An 18,908-nucleotide genomic window follows, 5' to 3' on the forward strand; every position below is an offset into this window, starting at 1 on the left:
CATAGCGTGGTACTGCGTTGTACCACTGGCTTGTGAGGTACGGTACCCTTCGGTACCAGCCCTGACAAGACCAGAGCGCGAAAGGAGGTCGGGTGACCACGGCAGCCGTTCCCGACGCTCCTGCCGTCGGCCGCAACGACGACTTCCGGCGGCGACTGCTCGACGGCCTCGCCGCGTCTATCGAAGAACGCGGCTACCGCGACTCCACCGTCGCCGACATCGTCCGGTACGCCCGCACGTCCAAGCGCACCTTCTACAGCGAATTCGCCACCAAGGAAGACTGTTTCGCCGAGCTGCTCACAGCCAACAACGACGAACTCGTCGAAACCATCAGCGCTGCCGTCGACCCGAGCGCCCCCTGGCACGAGCAGATCCGCCAAGCCGTCGTCACCTACGTCGAGCACATCGACGAGCGGCGGGCCATCACGCTGAGTTGGATCCGGGAGCTTCCCGCCCTGGGTGAGTACGCCCGGCCGACCCTGCGCCGCGGGTTCGCCCGGCTCGCGACGATGATCGTCGACCTATCCGGCAACGACGGATTCCGGGCCGCCGGCCTGCCGCCGATCTCCCATGCCGTGGCCGTCATCCTGGTGGGCGGCCTGCGCGAACTCACCGCGCAAACCATGGAGGACGGCGATCCGGCCAGCGACATCATCGAGCCCGCGCTGTCCGTGTCGCTGGCGCTGCTCGGTCCCAAACCGGCCCAAACCTAAGGTTTGAGAACCACTTTGAACATGCCGTCGGCCTTCTTCTGGAAGGTCTCGTAGGCTTTCGGCGCGTCCGATAGCGGAAGCCGATGGGTGGCGAAGGTGTCCACGCCCAGCGGATCATCATCGGTGAGCAGCGGCATGATGTCGGGGATCCAGCGCTTCACGTTGGCCTGCCCCATTCGGAGCTGAATCTGCTTGTCGAACATCACCATCAGGTTGATCGGATCCGCGGCGCCGCCGTAGACGCCCGACAGCGACACCGTCCCGCCTCGGCGAACCACCGCGATCGCGGTGTGCAGCGCCGCCAACCGGTCCACTCCGGCGTTACGCATGACCGCCCGCCCAACCGGTGACGGCAGGTATCCCGCTGCGGTCTGGGCGAATTCGGCGACAGGCGACCCGTGCGCCTCCATCCCGACGGCGTCGATCACGGAGTCCGCGCCGCGGCCGTCGGTCAGATCCAGCACGCGTTCCACCACATCACCCTCGCGAAGGTCGATGACCTCCTCGCAGTAGGGACGGGCCCGCTCCAGCCGATCGGGCACCAGGTCGATGCCGATAACCCGGTGCCGGTTGCGATGGGCGGCCATCCGGCACGCCATCGATCCGATCGGTCCCAGTCCGAGTACTACCAGGGTGCCGCCGTCCGGCACGTCCGCGTACTCCAAACCTTGCCAGGCGGTGGGCAATACGTCGGACAGATACACGTAGCGGTCGTCGGAGCCGCCGACCGGGACCTTGATGTGGGTGTAATTGGCCTGGGGCACCCGCAGATACTCGGCCTGGCCGCCGGCCACTTCCCCGTACAGCTTGGAGTAGCCGAACAACGCCGCACCGGTGCCCTGGTCCCGGTTTTGCGTTGTCTCACATTGGCTTTGCAGGCCCTGCCCGCACATGAAGCAGTGGCCGCAGGAGATGTTGAACGGAATCACCACGCGGTCACCGACTTTGAGTTCGGAGACCTGATCGCCAACCTCTTCGACCACACCCATGGCCTCGTGGCCGAGGATGTCCCCCGGCGACATGAAGGCCCCGAGCACCTCGTAGAGGTGCAGGTCGGAGCCGCAGATGTTGGTGCTGGTGACGCGGATGATCGCGTCGGTGGGCTCCTTGATCTGCGGATCGGGGACGGTGTCGACCGAGACGTTGCGGCGGCCGTGCCAGGTCACTGCGCGCATGGGATCCTCCTCCACTTGGGTTCAGGTGCCCGCATGCCCGTTCGGTACGTCCTCAAACACAGCGCGGAGTGACGAACGCGAACGGCCGTGCAAAACCCAGCCGCGCCAACCGACTGCGACGGATGTCGTCGATGGCGATGTCCAGCAGTGCGCCGGAGGACGGCTCGTAACAACGCAGGGTGGCGCCCTCGATCTCGACCAGCAGCACCCAATGCCGCGGCAGCACCGCACCGATCAGCATCGCCACCGGCCAGCCCGCGGCCACCGCATCGCAAACATCGGCCAGCCGGTCGTCGCACCGGGCCGGTCGCCAGCGGTAGCGCACGCCGCGGGAGATGCTGTGCTCGGTCATGGCCCGCGCCACACCGGCCGGGGTGGCGCCCAGGGCGTGCGGCCACACCGCGTTGATCGCGCGGTGCACCCGCGCCTGCTCGGCGTCGAACCACCGCTGCGGCTGTCCGGTGTGCAACGGGGCGCCGTACTCGGCGTCGAGCAGTGCACCCGCCATCACGGCCACGCTCGGCCCGCAGCTGACGCCGTCACGCTGGCGGGGCCACCCGGACACATCCACTCGCTTCCGACGGTTTCATTCGGTTTCGGCGCGGCAACTCCGCTCGCACCTATCCCTGCACACTGTGCCGCGCTTTTGCGGTTCGAGAAAGGATCTTTCATGGCGCTCGACGACGACGACATCACGACCTCCACCCCGGGCGGCGAGGGCACCGCCGACGGTGGCTCCAATCCCGAAGGCCACGACGGCGGCGCTGACGGCACAGCCGGCGGTGGCGGTGAGGGTCCCGCCGACGGCGGCTCGAACCCCGAGGGCCACGACGGCGGCGCCGACGGCTCAGCCTGACCCCCGTTTCATGCTGAGCCGCTGCAGTGTGGTCGACGCGCAGACGTTCGCCGACCAGTACTGGGGCCGCAGGCCGCTCCTGAGCTCAGCCGTCGACCTGCCCCGGGATTTCAGCGATCTGCTGTCTCCCGGGGCGGTCGACGAGTTGATTGCCGAGCGCGGCATCCGCGCGCCGTTCATCAGGTTGGCTCGCGACGGCGAGATCCTGACCAAAGACTGCTACCTCGGCCCGGCCGGGTTCGGCGCGGAGATCGGCGATCAGGTCGACTCGGCCAAGGTCCTTGCCGAATTGGCCGCTGGCGCAACGGTTGTTCTGCAAGGTCTGCACCGGTTGTGGCCGCCGCTGATCGACTTCGTCCGCGACGCCGTCGACGATCTCGGACATCCCGCACAGGCGAATGCCTACATCACGCCGCCGGGCAGCCGTGGTTTCGACCCGCACTACGACGTGCACGACGTCTTCGTGCTGCAGGTATCCGGACAGAAACGCTGGGTGGTGCACGAACCGGTGCACACCCATCCGCTGCCGTCCCAGCCGTGGACCCAGCACCGAGCGGCAATCGACGAACGGGTCCAGACCGAGCCGGTGATCGACACTGTCTTGAACGCCGGCGACGCGCTGTACCTGCCCAGAGGCTGGCTGCACGCGGCGCAGGCGCTCGACACCACGTCGATTCACCTAACCATCGGTATCTCGGCCACCACAGCTCTCGACGTAGCGCGCACTGTGCTCGACGAGCTGTCCACTGTCGAGGCCTTTCGCCGATCCCTGCCAATGGGTTTTGCTGCCGCTGATCAGGACGAGGCTCTCGCCACGGTCACCAAGGTGATGGCCGAGGTGGTGACGGCGCTGCGGGACAACGCGGCAACACTGGGTACCGGCGCGGCCGTACGGCTGTCCGACCGGCACGCCGGGCTGACCCGTCCCGTTGCGGTTCGGCCGCTGGCCACGCTGAGCGCCGCCGCCGACGCCGAGGTCGACGTGTGCTGGCGCCGTGGGCTGGTGGCCGGCCTGGACAGATCCGACGGGCGGGTTGTGCTCCGGCTTCCCGACCGGACCATCACGTTCCCCGCATCCTGCGCCGAGGCGCTGTACGCGCTGCACCGCGGTGAGGTGGCGCGGGCCGCCGCCCTGCCGGGGCTGGACCCCGCGGACGGTGCGGTTCTGATTCGGCGCCTGCTCAAGGAAGCGGTCGTCGTCCCCGCTGCTGCGCGATGAGTAGAGCCGGACAGGGCTGCAGCGACCAGTCGCTGGCTCGCAACGATCCGATGTACGGGACGGCGTCGGCCGGTTCCTCGTGGCTGTTGCTCGAATTGTCAGGCGGCTGGGGACGATCGGCCTTCCTGGACTCACCGGCCTGCATCGACCCGAAGCTGGGGTTGGCCGTCGTGCGGCGCGCGGAAGCCGCGGGCATGCGGATCGCGGCGATCCGCAAGCACGGCCGCCGGGCGGCCACACCCCGGTGGCGCTGGTTCGTCGCGCAGTGCGCCGTCGGAGGCGAAGCGCTGCACGGCGGCGAGGTCACCGACCCGCGCGAGTACCTCGACATCGCGCTGGATGGATCCGACGGCACCGCCTCGACCGACCCGCTCGTCGCGGTCTGTGCCCACGGCCGCCACGACATGTGCTGCGCCGTGCGCGGCCGGTCAGCTGCCGCGGCGATCTCGGCCGCGTATCCCGAATTCGCCTGGGAATGCTCCCATCTGGGCGGTGATCGGTTCGCGGCGACCATGCTCGTGCTGCCCGCCGGATTGTGTTACGGGCGGGTGGACCAGGCCGACGCGGCCGGGCTGGTGAGCCGCTACCTCGATGGTCGGCTGGACAACCGGTTCCTGCGGGGTCGGACGTCGCTTCCCCACGCTGTGCAGGCCGCACAACATTTCGCCCGCGAGGAGTTCGGCGACGACCGCATCGCCGCCTTCCCGCCGCTGAGTGCCGAGCCGGGTGACGGCACCATCCGGGTGGTGCTCGACGCCGACCCCGCCCCGGTCGAGGTGGTGCTCAACGAGGAGCTCTCGGAGCCACTGCTGTCGCAATGCCACGCCACCGTGCCCGGCCGGGTTCGGGTCTACACACTGGCCTCGCTCACGACGGCGGGAAGCCGCCCGTCGCCACCGGACCCCAGCGCTGCGGAGTGACCCGGATCAGGCACTTGCCCTGCTTGACCATCGCCGCCCGATACTCGTCCCAATCCGAGTGCTCACCAGCGACCGCGCGGAAGTAGTCGACCAGCGGTTCCACAGCGTCGGGCAGGTCGATCACCTCGGCGGGCCCGTCGATCTGCACGTAGGCGTCATTGAACTCGTCGGAGAGCACCACCACACTCGCGCGCCCGGTGCGGCGGATGTTCACCGACTTGGCGCGACGTGGATAGCTGGCGATCACCAGGCGGCCCTGCTCGTCCACGCCGCCGGTCACCGGGGAACTCTGCAGCGAGCCGTCGGCGCGGAAGGTGGTCAGCACCATGCGATGGCGGGGCCGGACGAACTCGAGCAGCGTGTCGAGGTCCACGGAGTCGGCGGTGGCGATCTTGGGCGACATATTCCCCACTCTAGGCCTGATCCGGGCGACACCGGGCGTACGTTTGTCTTTCGACCTCAGGAGGACACCATGGGCACCATGCGGGCGGAACGCTTCTACGCCGACACGAAAACCGTTGCGCTGGAAGATGTCCCGATCCCCGAACCAGGTGAGGGTGAAGTTCTGGTCAAAGTGGCGTTCTGCGGCATCTGCCATTCCGACCTCAGCCTGATCAACGGCACCTTCCCTGCCCAGCGTCCGGTCGTGATCCAGGGACACGAGGCATCCGGGACGATCGCCAAGATCGGGCCCGACGTGACCGGGTGGTCCGAGGGTGACCGGGTGGTCGTCGCCGCGGGCCGGCCCTGCGGACAGTGCGCCAACTGCCGTCGCGGGGACATGGCCACCTGTCTGCGGATGCAACTCATGGCGTTCGCCTATGACGGCGCTTGGGCGGAGTACACCGTCGCGCAGGCCGCCGGGCTGACTCGCGTTCCGGACAACGTGCCGCTGGAGCAGGCCGCGATCCTCGCCGACGCGGTGTCCACCCCGTTCGGCGCGGTGGTGAACACCGGCAAGGTGGTCATCGGTGAATCGGTCGGCGTGTGGGGCGTCGGCGGTGTCGGCACGCACATCGTCCAACTGGCGCGGCTGGTCGGAGCGGTTCCGATCGTCGCGGTCGACCTCAACCCTGCGGTCCGCGACCGTGCGCTGGAACTCGGCGCCGATTACGCATTCGATTCGCGTGACCCGGATTTCGCCGACAAGCTGGCGCAGGTGACCGGCGGGCGCGGACTCGATGTCGCGTTCGACGCCGTCGGGCTGAAGGTGACTTTCGAGCAGGCGCTGAACTCGCTGACCGGCGGCGGCCGGCTGGTGGGGGTCGGCATGAGCGCCGAATCCCCCACCGTGGGACCGACGTCGATGTTCGGTCTGACCCGACGCCAGGTACTCGGGCATCTCGGCTACCACAACAAGGACATCGAGACGCTCGCTCAGCTGGTGTCCACCGGCCGATTGGATCTGTCGCGCTCGATCAGCCAGATCATCCCGCTCGAGGACATCGCCGACGGCATCCGCATTCTCGACGAGGCCGAAGGAAATCCGATCAGGGTGCTCGTACAACCGTGAGCGACGCCGCCGCTCAGACCGCTCTCGGCCCGATGGTCATCGTGGCCGCGGACCAGCATGAGCCGGCACCTCTGGTGCACGACCCGTGGGCCGCACGTCTGCTGCCCGCTCCGACCCGCTTCATCGCAGCAGCCACTCGCTGGTCGCCGGTGCGCCGTGTCCTGCACGCCGCCACCGACAAGCGGATCGACGGCGGCTGGGCAAACTTCCTGTGCCGCAAGCGATACATCGACGATCGCCTCGACGCGGCGGTCGCCAAAGGTGTTGATGCTGTGGTAATTCTCGGCGCCGGTTATGACACCCGGGCGTACCGGCTGCCGGCCCTCTCCGGGGTTCCTGTGTGCGAGGTCGACCTGCCGACCAATACTGCGCGCAAGGCCGCCGCGGTGCGTCGTACATTCGGCCGCGTCCCGGACAACGTGACGCTGCTACCGGTGGACTTTGAGACCGATGATCTGGCAGACGTCCTGCAGCGCAACGGCTTCGGCAACCAGCGGCGCACATTCTACGTATGGGAGGCGGTCACCCAATACCTGACCGAACCGGCAGTGCGCAGGACGTTGGACCACCTCTCGCACGCAGGGCCCGGCAGCGGACTGGCGTTCACGTTCATCCGTGCGGACTTTTTGACCGGGCGGCAGTTGTACGGCGCGGAGCGGGCCCGCACACAGTTCGTGGTCAAGGACGCGCTGTGGCGGTTCGGGCTCGACCCCGCCGACGTCGCGCCGCTGCTGGCCGACTACGGCTGGCGTGAGATCGATCAGGCCGGGCCGGCTGAGTACACGGCCCGCTACCTGCGGCCGGCTGGACGCACCGACGCGGTGTCCGAGATCGAACGGGCTGTGTATGCCGAGCGCTGATCCGCCGTTCGACGCCCGGGAGCGGGCGGCGCTGTGCGATCTCTTCGACCGCCTCGGCCCGGACGCGCCCACCTTGCTCGACGGGTTCACCACCAAAGTCCTCGCCGCCCACCTGCTGCTGCGCGAGCGGGACCCGATTGCCGCGCCCTGCCTGGTTCTCCGCGGGGCCCCCGCGCGATTCGCCGAGCGGCGCACCGCGGCAATGGTCGAGCACCGGGAGTTCGGCTGGCTGGTCGACCGGCTGCGGTCGGGTCCGCCCTTCGGCTTCTTCCGGCTGGGCTGGGTGCGCGACTTCCCCAGCCTCAACGAGTTCTTCGTCCACCACGAGGACGTCCGGCGCGCCAATGGGCTGGGCCCCCGGGAGAACCTGACCGCCGACCTGCAAGCAGCGCTCTGGCGAAATGTCGAGCGCGGCAGCCGTTATCTGAGCCGTCGGGTACGCGGCACCGGGGTGGACCTGGTGTGGGGTGCGCACCGCTGTCGCGCCCGTACCGGCACCCCCGACGTCGAGCTCAGCGGCGCGCCCGGTGAGCTCCTGCTCTACCTGTTCGGCCGTCAGGACGCGGCACGCGTCGATGTCCTCGGGCCGCCGGAGGCCGTCGCGGCAGTGCGGCGCACCCGTTTCGGGATGTGAGCGGCGCCGACCGCTGCGCGCGAACGTGACGCTCGGCAGAAAGTGGGGATCGTGACTAGGCTGGCGGCTTGCGGAAGGAGCGCACATGTCCGCCGAAGCGCCGTCACCGGCCGCGCCCAAGGGCCAGCCCGGTCACATCCGGCTGACATCCCATCGTGGTGCCGACGGCGCCCCGCCGATCACGTGGGGCGCGGCCACCCCCGGCGAGCGCGGCCCGCTGATCGGCACCACCAGTACTCGCAGTCACCGCAACGTCGTTGGTACCCATAGCGGTTCCTACAGCGTGTATCGCGCGCTGGCGGTGGCGGCCGGCGCGCTGTCCCGGGAGCATCGGGCGGACCTGACCAACACCGCGCCCACCGACAGCATCGGCCCATATCCGCAGTGGAGCCGGCCCGAGGCGATCGTCAGCCTGGACCCGTGGGGGGCGATGGTGGCCGATGCGTTCGCCGCCGAACTGGCCGCCGGCCACGACATCCGACCGACCATCGCGGTCACCAAAGCTCACGTGATCCTCCCGGAGATCGCCGACGCCATCGACAAGGGGCGGCTGGTCCCGGACGGCCGATTCCTGCTGCCCGGCGGAGCGGCGCTGGTGACCAAGGCCGCGATCGAGCCGGTCTGGTATCTGCCGGGCGTCGCCGAGCGTTTCGGATGCAGCGAGGCGCATCTTCGCCGGGTCCTGTTCGAAGAGACCGGCGGCATGTATCCCGAGCTGGTCACACGCAGCGATCTCGAGGTCTTCCTTCCCCCCATCGGCGGGCAGACCCTCTACATTTTCGGCGACCCACACGATCTCGCCGACCCCTCGGTGGAATTGACGGCCCGAGTTCACGACGAGTGCAACGGCTCCGATGTGTTCGGATCCGACATCTGCACCTGCCGGCCGTATCTGACCCACGCGATCGAGGAATGCATCCTCGGTGCCCAGCGCGGCGGCGTGGGGTTGGTCGCCTACTCCCGCAAGGAAGGTCGCGCGCTCGGCGAGGTGACCAAGTTCCTGGTCTACAACGCCCGCAAACGACAGCAGGGCGGCGACACCGCCGAGGCATACTTTGCACGCACGGAATGCGTTGCGGGAGTGCAGGATATGCGGTTCCAGGAGCTGATGCCCGACGTACTGCACTGGCTGGGCATCCAGAAGATCCACCGCCTGGTGTCGATGAGCAACATGAAGTACGACGCGATCGTGGGCTCCGGGATCGAGGTCGGCGAGCGGGTCAACATCCCCGACGACCTGATCCCGGCCGACGCACGGGTGGAGATCGACGCCAAGATGGCCGCAGGCTATTTCACGCCAGGCCCGGTCCCCGATGCCGCCGAATTGAAGAAGGCCAAGGGTCGCGGGCTGGAGCACTGATGGCCGCCGCCATCGAGGTCGACCTCGACAGCCCGGCGGGGGCGGCCGCGGCGCTGCGCAATACCCGCGCCGTGCGTGAGCGGTCCGGACTGTTGACCGAACGGGCCCGCGCCGGCGGCTCGCGCTGGTTCACCGTGCACGACGATGCACTGGACTCGGCCGCCGAGCTGGTCGCCGACGTCACCCGACGCAATTATCCGGATCTGCAGGTCCCGTTCCACAGCCGGTGGCGCCATTTCGAGGCCGGAGGTGTCGATCGCAGGGCCGAGCTACTCGGCGGCGCCGACGCCACGGCGCTGGTCGACCTCACTGTGGTCAGCGTGCTGCTCGACGCCGGCGCCGGCCCGTCGTGGTCCTATGCCGAGCCGGCGACGGGGCTGCAGCTGAGCCGCTCAGAAGGCCTGGGGGTAGCGAGCTTTCACGCCTTCACCGCCGGGCTGTTCTCCTCCCAGCCGGACGACCCGCTACGGGTCGACGCCGCCGGGCTGGCGGAGCTCACCGAGCAGCAGCTGGCCGACGCGTTCCAGGTCGACGACACGAATCCGCTCGTCGGGCTTGACGGCCGGGTGGCGATTCTGCACCGGCTGGGTGCGGTCACCGCCGCGGACCCGGAGGTGTTCGGCCCCGACGGCCGCCCCGGCGGATTGCTCGACGCCGTGGGCGGGAGCTCGGCGCGCGCCTCCGAGCTGCTGTCCACGGTCCTTGGCTCGCTGGCACCAATCTGGCCGGGCGGCAGCAGGATCGGTGACCAACCGCTCGGGGACTGCTGGCGCCATTCCGCGCTGGCCGGTGCTGGCCTGACGGCGGGCTGGATGCCGTTTCACAAACTCTCGCAGTGGCTCACGTACTCGTTGCTGGAGCCGTTCGGCTGGGCCGGGGTCACCGTCACCGATCTCGACGAGCTGACCGGCCTCCCCGAATACCGCAATGGCGGACTACTGCTGGACACCGGCGTCCTCCGGTTGCGTGATGACGCGGATTCCACTCGAAGTGTCAGCGTCACAGACGAATTGGTGGTCGAATGGCGCGCGCTGACCGTCACTCTGCTCGACGAGCTGGCTCCCCTGGTGCGCAGGCGCCTCGGCGTCGACGCCGACCAGATGCCGCTGGCCCGAATCTTGGAGGGCGGTACCTGGGCGGCGGGCAGGACGCTGGCCCAGCGGCTGCGCGGCGGCCTCCCGCCGCTGTCCATCGTCAGCGATGGCACAGTGTTCTGATGCGCGACGTCCACGTCATCGACCATCCGCTGGTGCAGCACAAGCTGACCTTGATGCGGCGCAAGGTCACGTCCACCAACACGTTCCGCAGGCTGGCCAACGAGATGGCCACACTGCTGGCCTACGAGGTGCTGCGTGACACCCCGACCCACGAGATCGCGGTGGAGACGCCGCTGGAGACCACCACCGGCACCGTCATCGACGGCAAGAAGCTGGTGTTCGTCGCCATCCTGCGGGCCGGCAGCGGCATCCTGGACGGGATGCTGACCGTCGTGCCCGGCGCCCGGATCGGACACATCGGCTTGTACCGGGATCCGAAAACCCGCGTCGCCGTGGAGTACTACTTCAAGATGCCCAGCGACCTGCACGAGCGCGAAGTGGTCGTGGTCGACCCGATGCTGGCCACCGGCAACTCGGCCGTGGCGGCGGTGGACCGCCTGAAGGAATTCCGGCCCCGGTCCATCAAATTCGTCTGCCTACTCACCTGCCCCGAAGGGATCTCCGTCCTGCACGACGCGCATCCCGAGGTGCCGATCTACACCGCGGCGGTGGACCGTGGACTCGATGAGCACGGCTACATCGTGCCCGGTCTCGGCGACGCGGGCGATCGCCTCTTCGGCACGAAATAGGTTCCTATCAGTGACCGTGCACCGTTCACTGATACGGGCTGGCACGCAGTGCGGCCAATCTCTGGCGGTATTCCGCTTCGTCGATCTCACCCCGCGCGAACCGCGCCGCCAGCAGCCGCTCGGGCGACTCGCCGTATGGCGGGAACTGGGGCAGGGCCGGACCTTGCGGCGCCCCGGTGGTGTACCGGATCAACATGACGATTCCGGCGATGATCAGGACCCAGAACACCACCATCCCGATCGCCATACCCGCGTAGCCCCAACCGCTCATGTCGTGGCCATACCAGAACATCATCGGTTTCTCCTTCCTCGCCCGTCAGCGGACGTAGTTCAAGGTCGTCATCATCCCGGCCGCCATGTGATACGTGTTGTGACAGTGCAGCATCCAGTCGCCGGGATTGTCCGCGACCATCCGCACCGCCACCGTCTGCATCGGTTGGACGATCACGGTGTCCTTCCGCGGCCCTGCGCTGCCATCAGGCTTGAGCACCTGGAAGGTGTGGCCGTGCAGGTGCATCGGGTGCCACATCATCGAGTCGTTGACGAACGTCAGTGTCGCGTGCTGGCCCTGATGGACCGTCAGCGGAACCGTCTGATCGTAGGGCCGGCCGTTGATCATCCAGTCGTAGCGCATCATCATGCCCGACAGCCGAACCTGCAACGTGTGGTCACTGGCGGCCGGCAGCTGGACTTCCGGTGCTGCGGTGAAGGTGTCGACCGTTCCGATCCGCCCGGTGAGTTGCGGGGGCCGGAACGCGGCGTCCGGCACGGTGCCGCCACCGGCCGACAACAGCGCACGTGCGACCGCGTTCTTGCCCTCCGCGGCGGCAACGAGGGGAAACACGCCTTCACCCGCGGTCACGATGACGTCGTAACGTTCGCCCATACCTATCAGGAGCGCATCGACCTCCTCCGGCCGGACGGGGAATCCGTCGGTGTGGGTGACGGTCATGCGATGCCCGGCCAACGCGACGCGGAACGCGGTATCGGCTGCGGCATTGATGATCCGGATGCGAATGCGGTTTCCGGGTTTCGCGGTGAATGTCGTGGCAGCCGAAGGGATTCGGCCGTTGATGACGTAGTACGGGTAGCTGACGTCACCGGCGTCGCCGCCGAGCAGGTCACTGGTTCCCACACCGCCGACGCCGGGAACGCCAGGCATCGATCCCATTCCGCCCATACCGGGCATGTGTCCCATGCCGCCCATCCCCGGTCTCTGCATCTGCCCCATGCCACCCATCGATTGCAGCCCTGCGAAGATCTGCTCAGGGCTGGTACCGACGCCGGAGGTCCAGTCGTCGAGCATCACGATCCACTCGGCGTCGTAGCGTCCGGGCTCCGCCGGATCGTCGACGATGACCGGTAGGTACAACCCGTAGTCGGTGTCCAGCCCGGTATGCGGGTGCGCCCAGTACGTTCCGGGATGAGGGGAGCTGAACCGATAGGCGAAGCCGGTGGCGGGTCCGATGTTCGGCGTGGCCGGGCTGGCCCCGTCCATGTCGTTGCGCAAGGCGATCCCGTGCCAGTGCACCGAGGTCGGGTGATCCAGTCCGTTGTCGACGATGACCGCGATGTCGTCGCCGACGTTGGCTCTGATCAGCGGGCCCGGGACCTGACCGTTGTAGGCCAGCGTGCGGGCTGTGGTCCCGCCGAGGTCGATGTCGGCAAGGCCTGGGGCCAGGTGTGCGGTGACGGTCCTGCCGGTGTGCGGCCGGGCTGCCTCGGCCGCGGCGATCGCACTCGGCGACGGGGAGCCGCCGGTGGCCGGGGGATGGGTCGTCCGACCGCAGGCCACCAACGCCGCGCCGCCGAGGACTCCTGCTGCCAGAAAGCCGCGCCGGGTGAGCGCCTGTCGACTCATCACAATCCTGTCTACTCGAGGGTTCGTCTTCCAGATTGCGGCGGCCCCTCGGCGGGTTTGGTGTTGGTTCTGTGAAGATTCGCTCAAGACCCGATCCCGGTGCGCCGGCACGGCACGATGAAGGCATGAAGCTCTCCTCGCAGGCATCACCGCACGTGACGGTGACCGCCGTCGGTGGATTCGGCATGCGCAGGCGACTGCTGCTCGCGCAGACGCTGGTTCTCCTCGCCGGCGGGGTGACCACCTGGGTCGTCGCATCAGTGGTGGGGCCGCCGCTGTTCCGAGAGCACCTGCACATGGCCGGCGTCGCCCATGATTCCAACGAGCAGTATCACGCCGAGCAGGCCTACCAACACGCCACTGCGCTCTCGATCGGGGTCGCGATCACGGTGGCCGCCCTGACCGCGCTGATCGCCACCGCCTACCTGAGCCGGCGGTTGCAGCACTCCGTCGCCGAGGTTTCGGCAGCCGCGTCGGCGGTGGCCGAGGGTCGCTACGACATTCGGGTCGCACCGCCTCGGCTCGGCCGTGAATTCGACGAGATGGCAACCGCTTTCAACAAGATGGCGGATCGGCTGCAGGCTGTGGAATCAAGCCGGCGCCAGCTGTTCGGCGATCTCGCTCACGAGATCCGCACGCCGGTGGCCGTGCTGGAGGCCTATCTGGAAGCCGTTGAGGACGGCGTGCGAGTCCTGGACCAGCCGACCATCGCGATGTTGCGGGAGCAGACCGGCCGCCTGGTGCGATTCTCGGCCGACGCCGCCGCCCTGGCCCAGGCCGAAGAAGCTCATGCCACGATCACCCCGGGATGGGTCGAGGCCGACGAGGTCGCCCGCTCCGTCAGTGCCGCAGTGACCGACCGCTACGCTGCGAAGAATGTCACGCTGAGCCTCCAGGTGAGTGAAGGGACCCGGTTCTGGGCCGACCGTCAACGCCTGACGCAGGTGTTGAACAACCTGCTGGACAACGCATTACGTCATACTGCGCCCGGCGGCCACGTTCGACTCACCGCGGAGCCGATGGGTAACGATGTCGTCTTCACGGTGAGCGATGACGGCGAGGGTGTTGCGGCAGAGCACCTTCCGCACGTTTTCGAGCGTTTCTACCGTGCCGACTCGGCGCGCAACCGCGATCGGGGCGGCTCCGGCATCGGCCTGGCCATCGCCAAGGCATTGACCGAAGCGCACGGCGGGACCATCACCGCGACCAGCGCCGGCCCCGGGGCAGGCACCACCTTCACGGTGACGGTGCCCAGCCTGCCGGTGGCCGGGGCCCGCCGCGGCAATCAACGCGAATACGCGTGACCTACTGCTGCGACTACAGGGAACTCAGAATCTGGTTCATGGTGTCGATCTCCTTTTGCTGGCTGGTGGCGATCGACTTGGCGAGGGCGATGGCGTCGGCGAATTGTCCCCCCTTGATCTCGTTCTGCGCCATGGTGATTGCGCCCTGGTGATGCTTGATCATCTGGGTCAGGTACAGCTTGCCGGCCTGGACGCCTTGGGCGTTCTGCAGTGCCTGCATATCGGCCGGTGACATCATCCCCTCCATGCCTGGCACGTCATCCATTCCGGGCATATCCGATCCGTGCATGCCGCCGTGATCTGAGGGCGCATTGCTGGTCGTGCCGTTCATCCCCGGCATGTTGTCCATTCCCGGCATGCCGGGCATTCCCCACTGGTTCAGCCAGCCCTGCATCGTGTCGATCTCCGGGCCCTGCGCCGCCTTGATCTGCTTGGCCAGGTCCACCACCCGCGCATCGATGCCCTGCTTCGCCAGGATCATGTCGCTCATCTCGATCGCCTGCCGGTGATGCGGAATCATCATGCGGGCGAACATCATGTCGGCCTGATTGTGGGCGGCTGCCGGCGCCGCGGTCGAACTCTGGACAGTGGACGGTGCCGCCGACGCCGCCACATCCTTGGTGCCCGAGTCACTACACGCGCCGATGGCGGCAACCGCGGCCAACGCGGCCACTCCGGTCACCACAGTCCTCGCTTTGCTCACACCACATCCCTTTCGTCGCACACGGATCACTCGATCCCCGCCCAGCTTCGCCAGACTCCGGCAGGTGCGGCGTAGTGGTTCTGTGAAGATTCGATAAAGAACCCGATTCGCGAGGGCGCAGAGCCACACCTGCCGTGGAGGTGCCGTCAGCCGTGGTGATCGTGCTGGTGCCCGTCAGAGCTCGACGGAGGGTGCTCGCCGCCCGTGCTCAGCTTCATGTCCGTCACCGGTCTGCCCGGCTCCGCAGGTGCCCCGTGCGCCGCATCACGTCCGGCCTCGGCGTCGACGGGCGCGCCATGGTGATGCTGGTGGCCCTGGAGGCCGGAGGCCAGGCCTGCGGTCACAGCGAGTGCCATCACGGTGTTGGCGCCCACAAGTACCAGTGTCCGCCCGACACCCGAAAACGCGTGCGCCCGGTAACGCCGAAGCAACACCCAGGCGGCACCCATGACCACGTAGCACTGCAGGAGCAGAACACAGATCCCTGCTGCTTCCACGCCCTCCGCAGCACCTGCGTTGGGACCGAACGGCGCACCAGCCGTTCTGGATACCACCCACAGGGCGGCGGAACCGACATTGGCGGCGATTCCGGCCGCCAACAGCAGTCGCGTCGGCCGTGACCAGGCGAGAAAGCCCCAGGCGAGCTGGAACACCGCGATGGACGCGAAGAACACCCCGGAGGGCACCCAGTCTTTCCAGTGCATCGGCGCGACCGCGAAGTGGATGGCTGCGGCACCGATCGACGACACCGCCGCACACCGTGCGGCCAGCCGGTTATCGATCTTTCTCGCGTCTTTCGCGGTCACAGCGTCGACGCTGACACAGCAGGTGGGCCCGGACGAGCAGCGGCCGATAACAGTCAGATGCCGGATCGGCTACGGCGCTCGCAGCGTCCTTTCAGTCAACCGTCAGCCGCAGATGGGTCAATGGGCGTTGTGACAACGACGTTTCCGGCCGAAGCACCGCAGGATTCCGCCGAAGTCGCACCCGCGGTGACCAGCCCGTCGCGACGGGACCGCATCGGGCTGATGGTGCTGCTCGCCTCGACCACGGTCATGTACCTGTGGAACATCACCGTCAACGGAATGGGCAACCAGTTCTATGCAGGCGCCGCACAGGCCGGCTCCAAGAACTGGGAGGCGCTGCTGTTCGGGTCGCTCGACTCGGCCAACTTCATCACCGTCGACAAACCCCCGGTGTCGCAGTGGGTGATGGGCCTGTCCGGTCAGCTGTTCGGCTTCAGCAGCGCCAGCATGCTGATACCCGAGGCACTGATGGCCGTGGCGACGGTGTGGCTGCTCTACTCCGCGGTCGCGCGCATCTGCGGCCCGCGGGCCGGGTTGCTGGCCGGTGCCGCGCTGGCGCTGACCCCGGTCGCCGCGCTGATGTTCCGGTTCAACAACCCCGACGCCGCGATGGTGCTGCTGATGATGGCCTCGGCGTACTGCACCGTGCGCGCGCTCGAGCGGGCAGGGGGCAAGTGGCTGGCGTGGGCGGGTGTCGCGCTCGGGTTCGCATTCCTGGCCAAGATGCTGGAAGGCCTGATGATCGCCCCCGCGGTGGGCCTGGCCTACCTGATCGCGGCACCGACGCCGCTGCGCACCCGGCTGCAGCATCTGCTGGGCGCCGCGGCGGCTTTCGTGGTGTCGGCGGGCTGGTTCGTGATCCTGACCCTGGTGTGGCCGTCGTCGTCGCGGCCTTACATCGCCGGGTCGACCGATGACAACTTCATGAATCTGGTGCTGGGTTACAACGGATTCGCGCGCGTGCTCGGCCGCAATCACATGAATTTCGGGCCTGGCGATCCGCTCGGCAATTCGGCCGGCGACGAGCTCCGACACCTGGGCGGCTTCGGCGGCATGGGCAATCAGAAGGAGGGTCTGGGCCGGCTGTTCGCGGGCGAGTTCGGTTTCGAGATCGGCTGGTTGATCCCGGCAGCCCTGCTCAGTCTGGTTCTCGCGCTGATCGCCCGCGGTCGTGCGCCGCGCACCGACCCGGTTCGGGCCGGCGTCATGCTGTTCGGCAGCTGGCTGGTGATCGACGGTGTGGTGCTCAGCTATATGAAGGGCATGGTGCACCCGTACTACTGCCTGTCGCTGGCGCCGGCGGTGGCCGGCACGGCTGCCATTGGCGCACAACAGATGTGGATCCGCAGACAAACCTGGTTCGGCCGAGCCGGATTGACGGGGCTGATCGCGGTGACGGGTGTCTGGAGCTGGTGGGTGCTCGGCCGAAACGAGGACTGGTTGCCCGCTCTGCGGTGGACGGTCTTGGTCGTCACCGTGCTGGCCGCCGCCGCACTCGCCCTGTCGGCGCCGCGGTGGCGCCGGGTCACGATGGCCGCGGCGGTAGTTGGTGTGGTGGCCGTCTTGGCCGGGCCGACCGCCTACGCCGTCGCCACACTCGGCGCTCCGCATCGCGGTGGCGGGCCGACGGTTGGCCCGGTCCGATCGACGACCGGGTTCGGAGCAGGGTTCGGTGTGTCGAAGGACAATCCGAAACTGGACGCACTGCTACGCGCGACCACCACGCAGTGGTCGGCGGCGATCTCCGGCTCGTCGGCCGCTGCAGGACTCGAATTGTCCACCGGCACAGCGGTGATGGCCATCGGCGGGTTCCTCGGCAGTGATCCCGCCCCGAGTCTGGGCCAGTTCAAGGCGGATGTGGCTGCGGGCAAGGTGGCCTACTACATCGTCGAGCGGGACTGGCGGGGCCGGGCCGGCGGGTGGCCGGGCATCAACCGCAACCACACCGGCATCACCGACTGGGTGAGCGCGACGTTCCCGGTCACCCAGGTCGGCGACGACGACGTCTACGACCTGTCCCGGCCCAAGTGATCAGGCCGCCTCGACCAGTGCGGTCTGCGCACTGCGCTGGCGGGTGGGCAGTGCCAGCTTGACGATCTTGCGCACCACGGTGGCGAACTGCTTGGGCAGCGGTCCCGCGTTGTAGGGGATGCCGTAGCGCTCGCACACCTCGCGGACGTGCGGGGCCATCTCGGCGTAGCGGCGCGCAGGCACATCCGGGAACAGATGGTGCTCGATCTGGTGGGACAGGTTGCCCGACAACAGGTGGAACAGCTTGCCGCCGGTCAGGTTGGCCGAGCCGAGGACCTGCCGGAAGTACCACTGGCCCCGTGACTCGTTGCGGGTCTCTTCGACCGTGAATTCCTGTGTGCCGTCCGGGAAGTGGCCGCAAAAGATGATCATGTACGACCACACGTTGCGGATCAGGTTGGCGGTCATGTTGCCGGTGAACACGAACGGCGCCATCGGCCCGGCCAGCAGCGGGAAGGCCACGTAGTCCTTGAGCAGCTGGCGACGGGTCTTGCGCCAGATTTCACTGGCGATGTCGCGCTTGTCCGCGATCGAGATCTCGCCGGAACGGATGCGGTCGGCCTCCAGCTCGTGCAGCGCGACGCCGTATTGGAAGAGCACCATCAGCAGGAAGGCGTACACCGGATTGCCCAGATAGTAGGGCCGCCACGGCTGATCCGGGCTCATCCGCAGGATGCCGTAGCCGATGTCGCGGTCCATGCCGACGATGTTGGTGAAGGTGTGGTGGGAGTAGTTGTGCGAGTGCCGCCACTGGTCGGCCGGGCACGCGGTGTCCCACTCGAAGGTGCGGCCGCGCAGGGCCGGGTCGCCGGTCCACTCGTACTGCCCGTGCATGACGTTGTGGCCGATCTCCATGTTGTCCAAGATCTTCGAGATCCCCAGCAGCGCGGTGCCGGCCAGCCAGGCCGGCGGGAAGATGCCGGCCATCAGCAGCGCGCGGCCGCCGATCTCCATGGCGCGCTGAGCCTTGATGACCCGGCGGATGTAGTCGACGTCGGTCTGGCCGAGGTCGGCGATCACCCGTTCCTTGATGGCGTCGAGTTCACGGCCGAACTCGTCGGCCTGCTCGCGGGTCAGTGTGATGTGTTGGGTGTTCATGGTCGTCCC

At 68.0% G+C, this 18,908-nt stretch carries 19 protein-coding genes and 1 pseudogene; 12 read left to right on the forward strand and 8 right to left on the reverse strand.

Annotated features, from left to right (window positions below):
• Window positions 1–92: 92 nt before the first annotated feature.
• A complete protein-coding gene (locus AB4879_RS01220; RefSeq protein ID WP_370506087.1) occupies window positions 93–713 on the forward strand; it encodes a TetR/AcrR family transcriptional regulator in 621 nt (206 codons plus the stop codon).
• On the opposite strand, the gene AB4879_RS01225 is transcribed toward AB4879_RS01220, so the two are convergent.
• Complete coding sequence (locus AB4879_RS01225; protein ID WP_102808523.1) at window positions 710–1,888, reverse strand: zinc-dependent alcohol dehydrogenase; 1,179 nt, start codon at window positions 1,886–1,888, stop codon at window positions 710–712. The two genes, AB4879_RS01220 and AB4879_RS01225, sit on opposite strands and share 4 nt — an antisense overlap.
• A 52-nt stretch (window positions 1,889–1,940) precedes the next feature.
• On the reverse strand, window positions 1,941–2,396 hold the full coding sequence (locus AB4879_RS01230) for a hypothetical protein (protein ID WP_370506142.1): 456 nt from the start codon (window positions 2,394–2,396) through the stop codon (window positions 1,941–1,943).
• Between the two features lie 162 nt (window positions 2,397–2,558).
• Here AB4879_RS01230 and AB4879_RS01235 point away from each other — a divergent pair.
• The 3 genes and pseudogenes from AB4879_RS01235 to AB4879_RS01245 form a co-directional block, all read left to right on the forward strand.
• Window positions 2,559–2,741, forward strand: a pseudogene (locus AB4879_RS01235) (BatC protein); the annotation flags it as partial.
• A 13-nt stretch (window positions 2,742–2,754) separates the two neighbouring features.
• Window positions 2,755–3,963, forward strand: coding sequence for a cupin domain-containing protein (locus tag AB4879_RS01240; RefSeq protein ID WP_370506088.1), 1,209 nt, complete (start codon window positions 2,755–2,757; stop codon window positions 3,961–3,963).
• Window positions 3,960–4,883, forward strand: coding sequence for a sucrase ferredoxin (locus tag AB4879_RS01245; RefSeq protein WP_370506089.1), 924 nt, complete (start codon window positions 3,960–3,962; stop codon window positions 4,881–4,883). Before AB4879_RS01240 ends, AB4879_RS01245 begins: the two co-directional genes overlap by 4 nt.
• Here the strand turns inward: AB4879_RS01245 and AB4879_RS01250 are convergent.
• Window positions 4,831–5,286, reverse strand: a complete 456-nt coding sequence (locus tag AB4879_RS01250; RefSeq protein WP_102808472.1) for a PPOX class F420-dependent oxidoreductase — start codon at window positions 5,284–5,286, stop codon at window positions 4,831–4,833. The two genes, AB4879_RS01245 and AB4879_RS01250, sit on opposite strands and share 53 nt — an antisense overlap.
• A 69-nt stretch (window positions 5,287–5,355) precedes the next feature.
• On the opposite strand from AB4879_RS01250, the gene AB4879_RS01255 reads away from it, so the two are divergent.
• The 6 genes from AB4879_RS01255 to upp all read left to right on the forward strand — a co-directional run bounded on the left by AB4879_RS01255 (window position 5,356) and on the right by upp (window position 11,096).
• On the forward strand, window positions 5,356–6,396 hold the full coding sequence (locus AB4879_RS01255; RefSeq protein ID WP_370506090.1) for a zinc-binding dehydrogenase: 1,041 nt from the start codon (window positions 5,356–5,358) through the stop codon (window positions 6,394–6,396).
• Complete coding sequence (locus AB4879_RS01260) at window positions 6,393–7,256, forward strand: SAM-dependent methyltransferase (protein ID WP_370506091.1); 864 nt, start codon at window positions 6,393–6,395, stop codon at window positions 7,254–7,256. Before AB4879_RS01255 ends, AB4879_RS01260 begins: the two co-directional genes overlap by 4 nt.
• Entirely contained in the window at window positions 7,243–7,890 is a 648-nt protein-coding gene (locus AB4879_RS01265) for a TIGR03085 family metal-binding protein (protein WP_370506092.1), read from the forward strand. Before AB4879_RS01260 ends, AB4879_RS01265 begins: the two co-directional genes overlap by 14 nt.
• Window positions 7,891–7,975: 85 nt before the next feature.
• Window positions 7,976–9,250 carry a GTP cyclohydrolase II gene (locus AB4879_RS01270; RefSeq protein ID WP_370506093.1) on the forward strand — a complete coding sequence of 425 codons (1,275 nt, stop codon included), beginning with the start codon at window positions 7,976–7,978 and terminating at the stop codon, window positions 9,248–9,250.
• Complete coding sequence (locus AB4879_RS01275) at window positions 9,250–10,467, forward strand: URC4/urg3 family protein (RefSeq protein WP_370506094.1); 1,218 nt, start codon at window positions 9,250–9,252, stop codon at window positions 10,465–10,467. The genes AB4879_RS01270 and AB4879_RS01275 overlap by 1 nt, the downstream gene beginning before the upstream one ends.
• Window positions 10,467–11,096 (forward strand): uracil phosphoribosyltransferase, encoded by a 630-nt coding sequence (gene upp, locus AB4879_RS01280; RefSeq protein ID WP_370506095.1) that lies wholly within the window; start codon window positions 10,467–10,469, stop codon window positions 11,094–11,096. Before AB4879_RS01275 ends, upp begins: the two co-directional genes overlap by 1 nt.
• A 25-nt stretch (window positions 11,097–11,121) precedes the next feature.
• Here upp and AB4879_RS01285 read toward each other — a convergent pair whose 3' ends face one another.
• The gene (locus tag AB4879_RS01285; RefSeq protein WP_102808465.1) at window positions 11,122–11,391 is read right to left on the reverse strand and encodes an SHOCT domain-containing protein; all 270 of its coding nucleotides are present in this window, start codon (window positions 11,389–11,391) and stop codon (window positions 11,122–11,124) included.
• Window positions 11,392–11,412: 21 nt separating this feature from the next.
• A complete protein-coding gene (locus AB4879_RS01290) occupies window positions 11,413–12,957 on the reverse strand; it encodes a multicopper oxidase family protein (protein ID WP_370506096.1) in 1,545 nt (514 codons plus the stop codon).
• A gap of 125 nt (window positions 12,958–13,082) precedes the next feature.
• On the opposite strand from AB4879_RS01290, the gene AB4879_RS01295 reads away from it, so the two are divergent.
• Entirely contained in the window at window positions 13,083–14,261 is a 1,179-nt protein-coding gene (locus AB4879_RS01295; RefSeq protein WP_233209391.1) for a cell wall metabolism sensor histidine kinase WalK, read from the forward strand.
• 13 nt (window positions 14,262–14,274) lie between these two features.
• Here the strand turns inward: AB4879_RS01295 and AB4879_RS01300 are convergent, their stop codons facing one another.
• On the reverse strand, window positions 14,275–14,964 hold the full coding sequence (locus AB4879_RS01300; RefSeq protein WP_370506097.1) for a DUF305 domain-containing protein: 690 nt from the start codon (window positions 14,962–14,964) through the stop codon (window positions 14,275–14,277).
• 146 nt (window positions 14,965–15,110) lie between these two features.
• Window positions 15,111–15,770, reverse strand: a complete 660-nt coding sequence (locus AB4879_RS01305) for a hypothetical protein (protein ID WP_370506098.1) — start codon at window positions 15,768–15,770, stop codon at window positions 15,111–15,113.
• 120 nt (window positions 15,771–15,890) lie between these two features.
• Between AB4879_RS01305 and AB4879_RS01310 the strand changes: the two genes are divergently transcribed.
• Entirely contained in the window at window positions 15,891–17,801 is a 1,911-nt protein-coding gene (locus tag AB4879_RS01310; RefSeq protein ID WP_370506099.1) for an ArnT family glycosyltransferase, read from the forward strand.
• On the opposite strand, the gene AB4879_RS01315 is transcribed toward AB4879_RS01310, so the two are convergent.
• Window positions 17,802–18,899, reverse strand: coding sequence for a fatty acid desaturase (locus AB4879_RS01315; protein WP_370506100.1), 1,098 nt, complete (start codon window positions 18,897–18,899; stop codon window positions 17,802–17,804).
• Window positions 18,900–18,908: the final 9 nt, after the last annotated feature.

Origin of the sequence: Mycobacterium sp. SA01 (assembly GCF_041287105.1) — a bacterium.
Lineage (GTDB): Bacteria > Actinomycetota > Actinomycetes > Mycobacteriales > Mycobacteriaceae > Mycobacterium.

Excerpts from the sequence above, each read along its gene's own strand:
- AB4879_RS01225 (WP_102808523.1), bottom strand. The coding sequence starts at position 1,888 with ATGCGCGCAGTGACCTGGCACGGCCGCCGCAACGTCTCGGTCGACACC.
- AB4879_RS01230 (WP_370506142.1), bottom strand. The coding sequence starts at position 2,396 with ATGGCGGGTGCACTGCTCGACGCCGAGTACGGCGCCCCGTTGCACACC.
- AB4879_RS01240 (WP_370506088.1), top strand. The coding sequence starts at position 2,755 with ATGCTGAGCCGCTGCAGTGTGGTCGACGCGCAGACGTTCGCCGACCAG.
- AB4879_RS01245 (WP_370506089.1), top strand. The coding sequence starts at position 3,960 with ATGAGTAGAGCCGGACAGGGCTGCAGCGACCAGTCGCTGGCTCGCAAC.
- AB4879_RS01250 (WP_102808472.1), bottom strand. The coding sequence starts at position 5,286 with ATGTCGCCCAAGATCGCCACCGCCGACTCCGTGGACCTCGACACGCTG.
- AB4879_RS01255 (WP_370506090.1), top strand. The coding sequence starts at position 5,356 with ATGGGCACCATGCGGGCGGAACGCTTCTACGCCGACACGAAAACCGTT.
- AB4879_RS01265 (WP_370506092.1), top strand. The coding sequence starts at position 7,243 with ATGCCGAGCGCTGATCCGCCGTTCGACGCCCGGGAGCGGGCGGCGCTG.
- AB4879_RS01270 (WP_370506093.1), top strand. The coding sequence starts at position 7,976 with ATGTCCGCCGAAGCGCCGTCACCGGCCGCGCCCAAGGGCCAGCCCGGT.
- AB4879_RS01275 (WP_370506094.1), top strand. The coding sequence starts at position 9,250 with ATGGCCGCCGCCATCGAGGTCGACCTCGACAGCCCGGCGGGGGCGGCC.
- upp (WP_370506095.1), top strand. The coding sequence starts at position 10,467 with ATGCGCGACGTCCACGTCATCGACCATCCGCTGGTGCAGCACAAGCTG.
- AB4879_RS01285 (WP_102808465.1), bottom strand. The coding sequence starts at position 11,391 with ATGATGTTCTGGTATGGCCACGACATGAGCGGTTGGGGCTACGCGGGT.
- AB4879_RS01290 (WP_370506096.1), bottom strand. The coding sequence starts at position 12,957 with ATGAGTCGACAGGCGCTCACCCGGCGCGGCTTTCTGGCAGCAGGAGTC.
- AB4879_RS01295 (WP_233209391.1), top strand. The coding sequence starts at position 13,083 with ATGAAGCTCTCCTCGCAGGCATCACCGCACGTGACGGTGACCGCCGTC.
- AB4879_RS01310 (WP_370506099.1), top strand. The coding sequence starts at position 15,891 with ATGGGCGTTGTGACAACGACGTTTCCGGCCGAAGCACCGCAGGATTCC.
- AB4879_RS01315 (WP_370506100.1), bottom strand. The coding sequence starts at position 18,899 with ATGAACACCCAACACATCACACTGACCCGCGAGCAGGCCGACGAGTTC.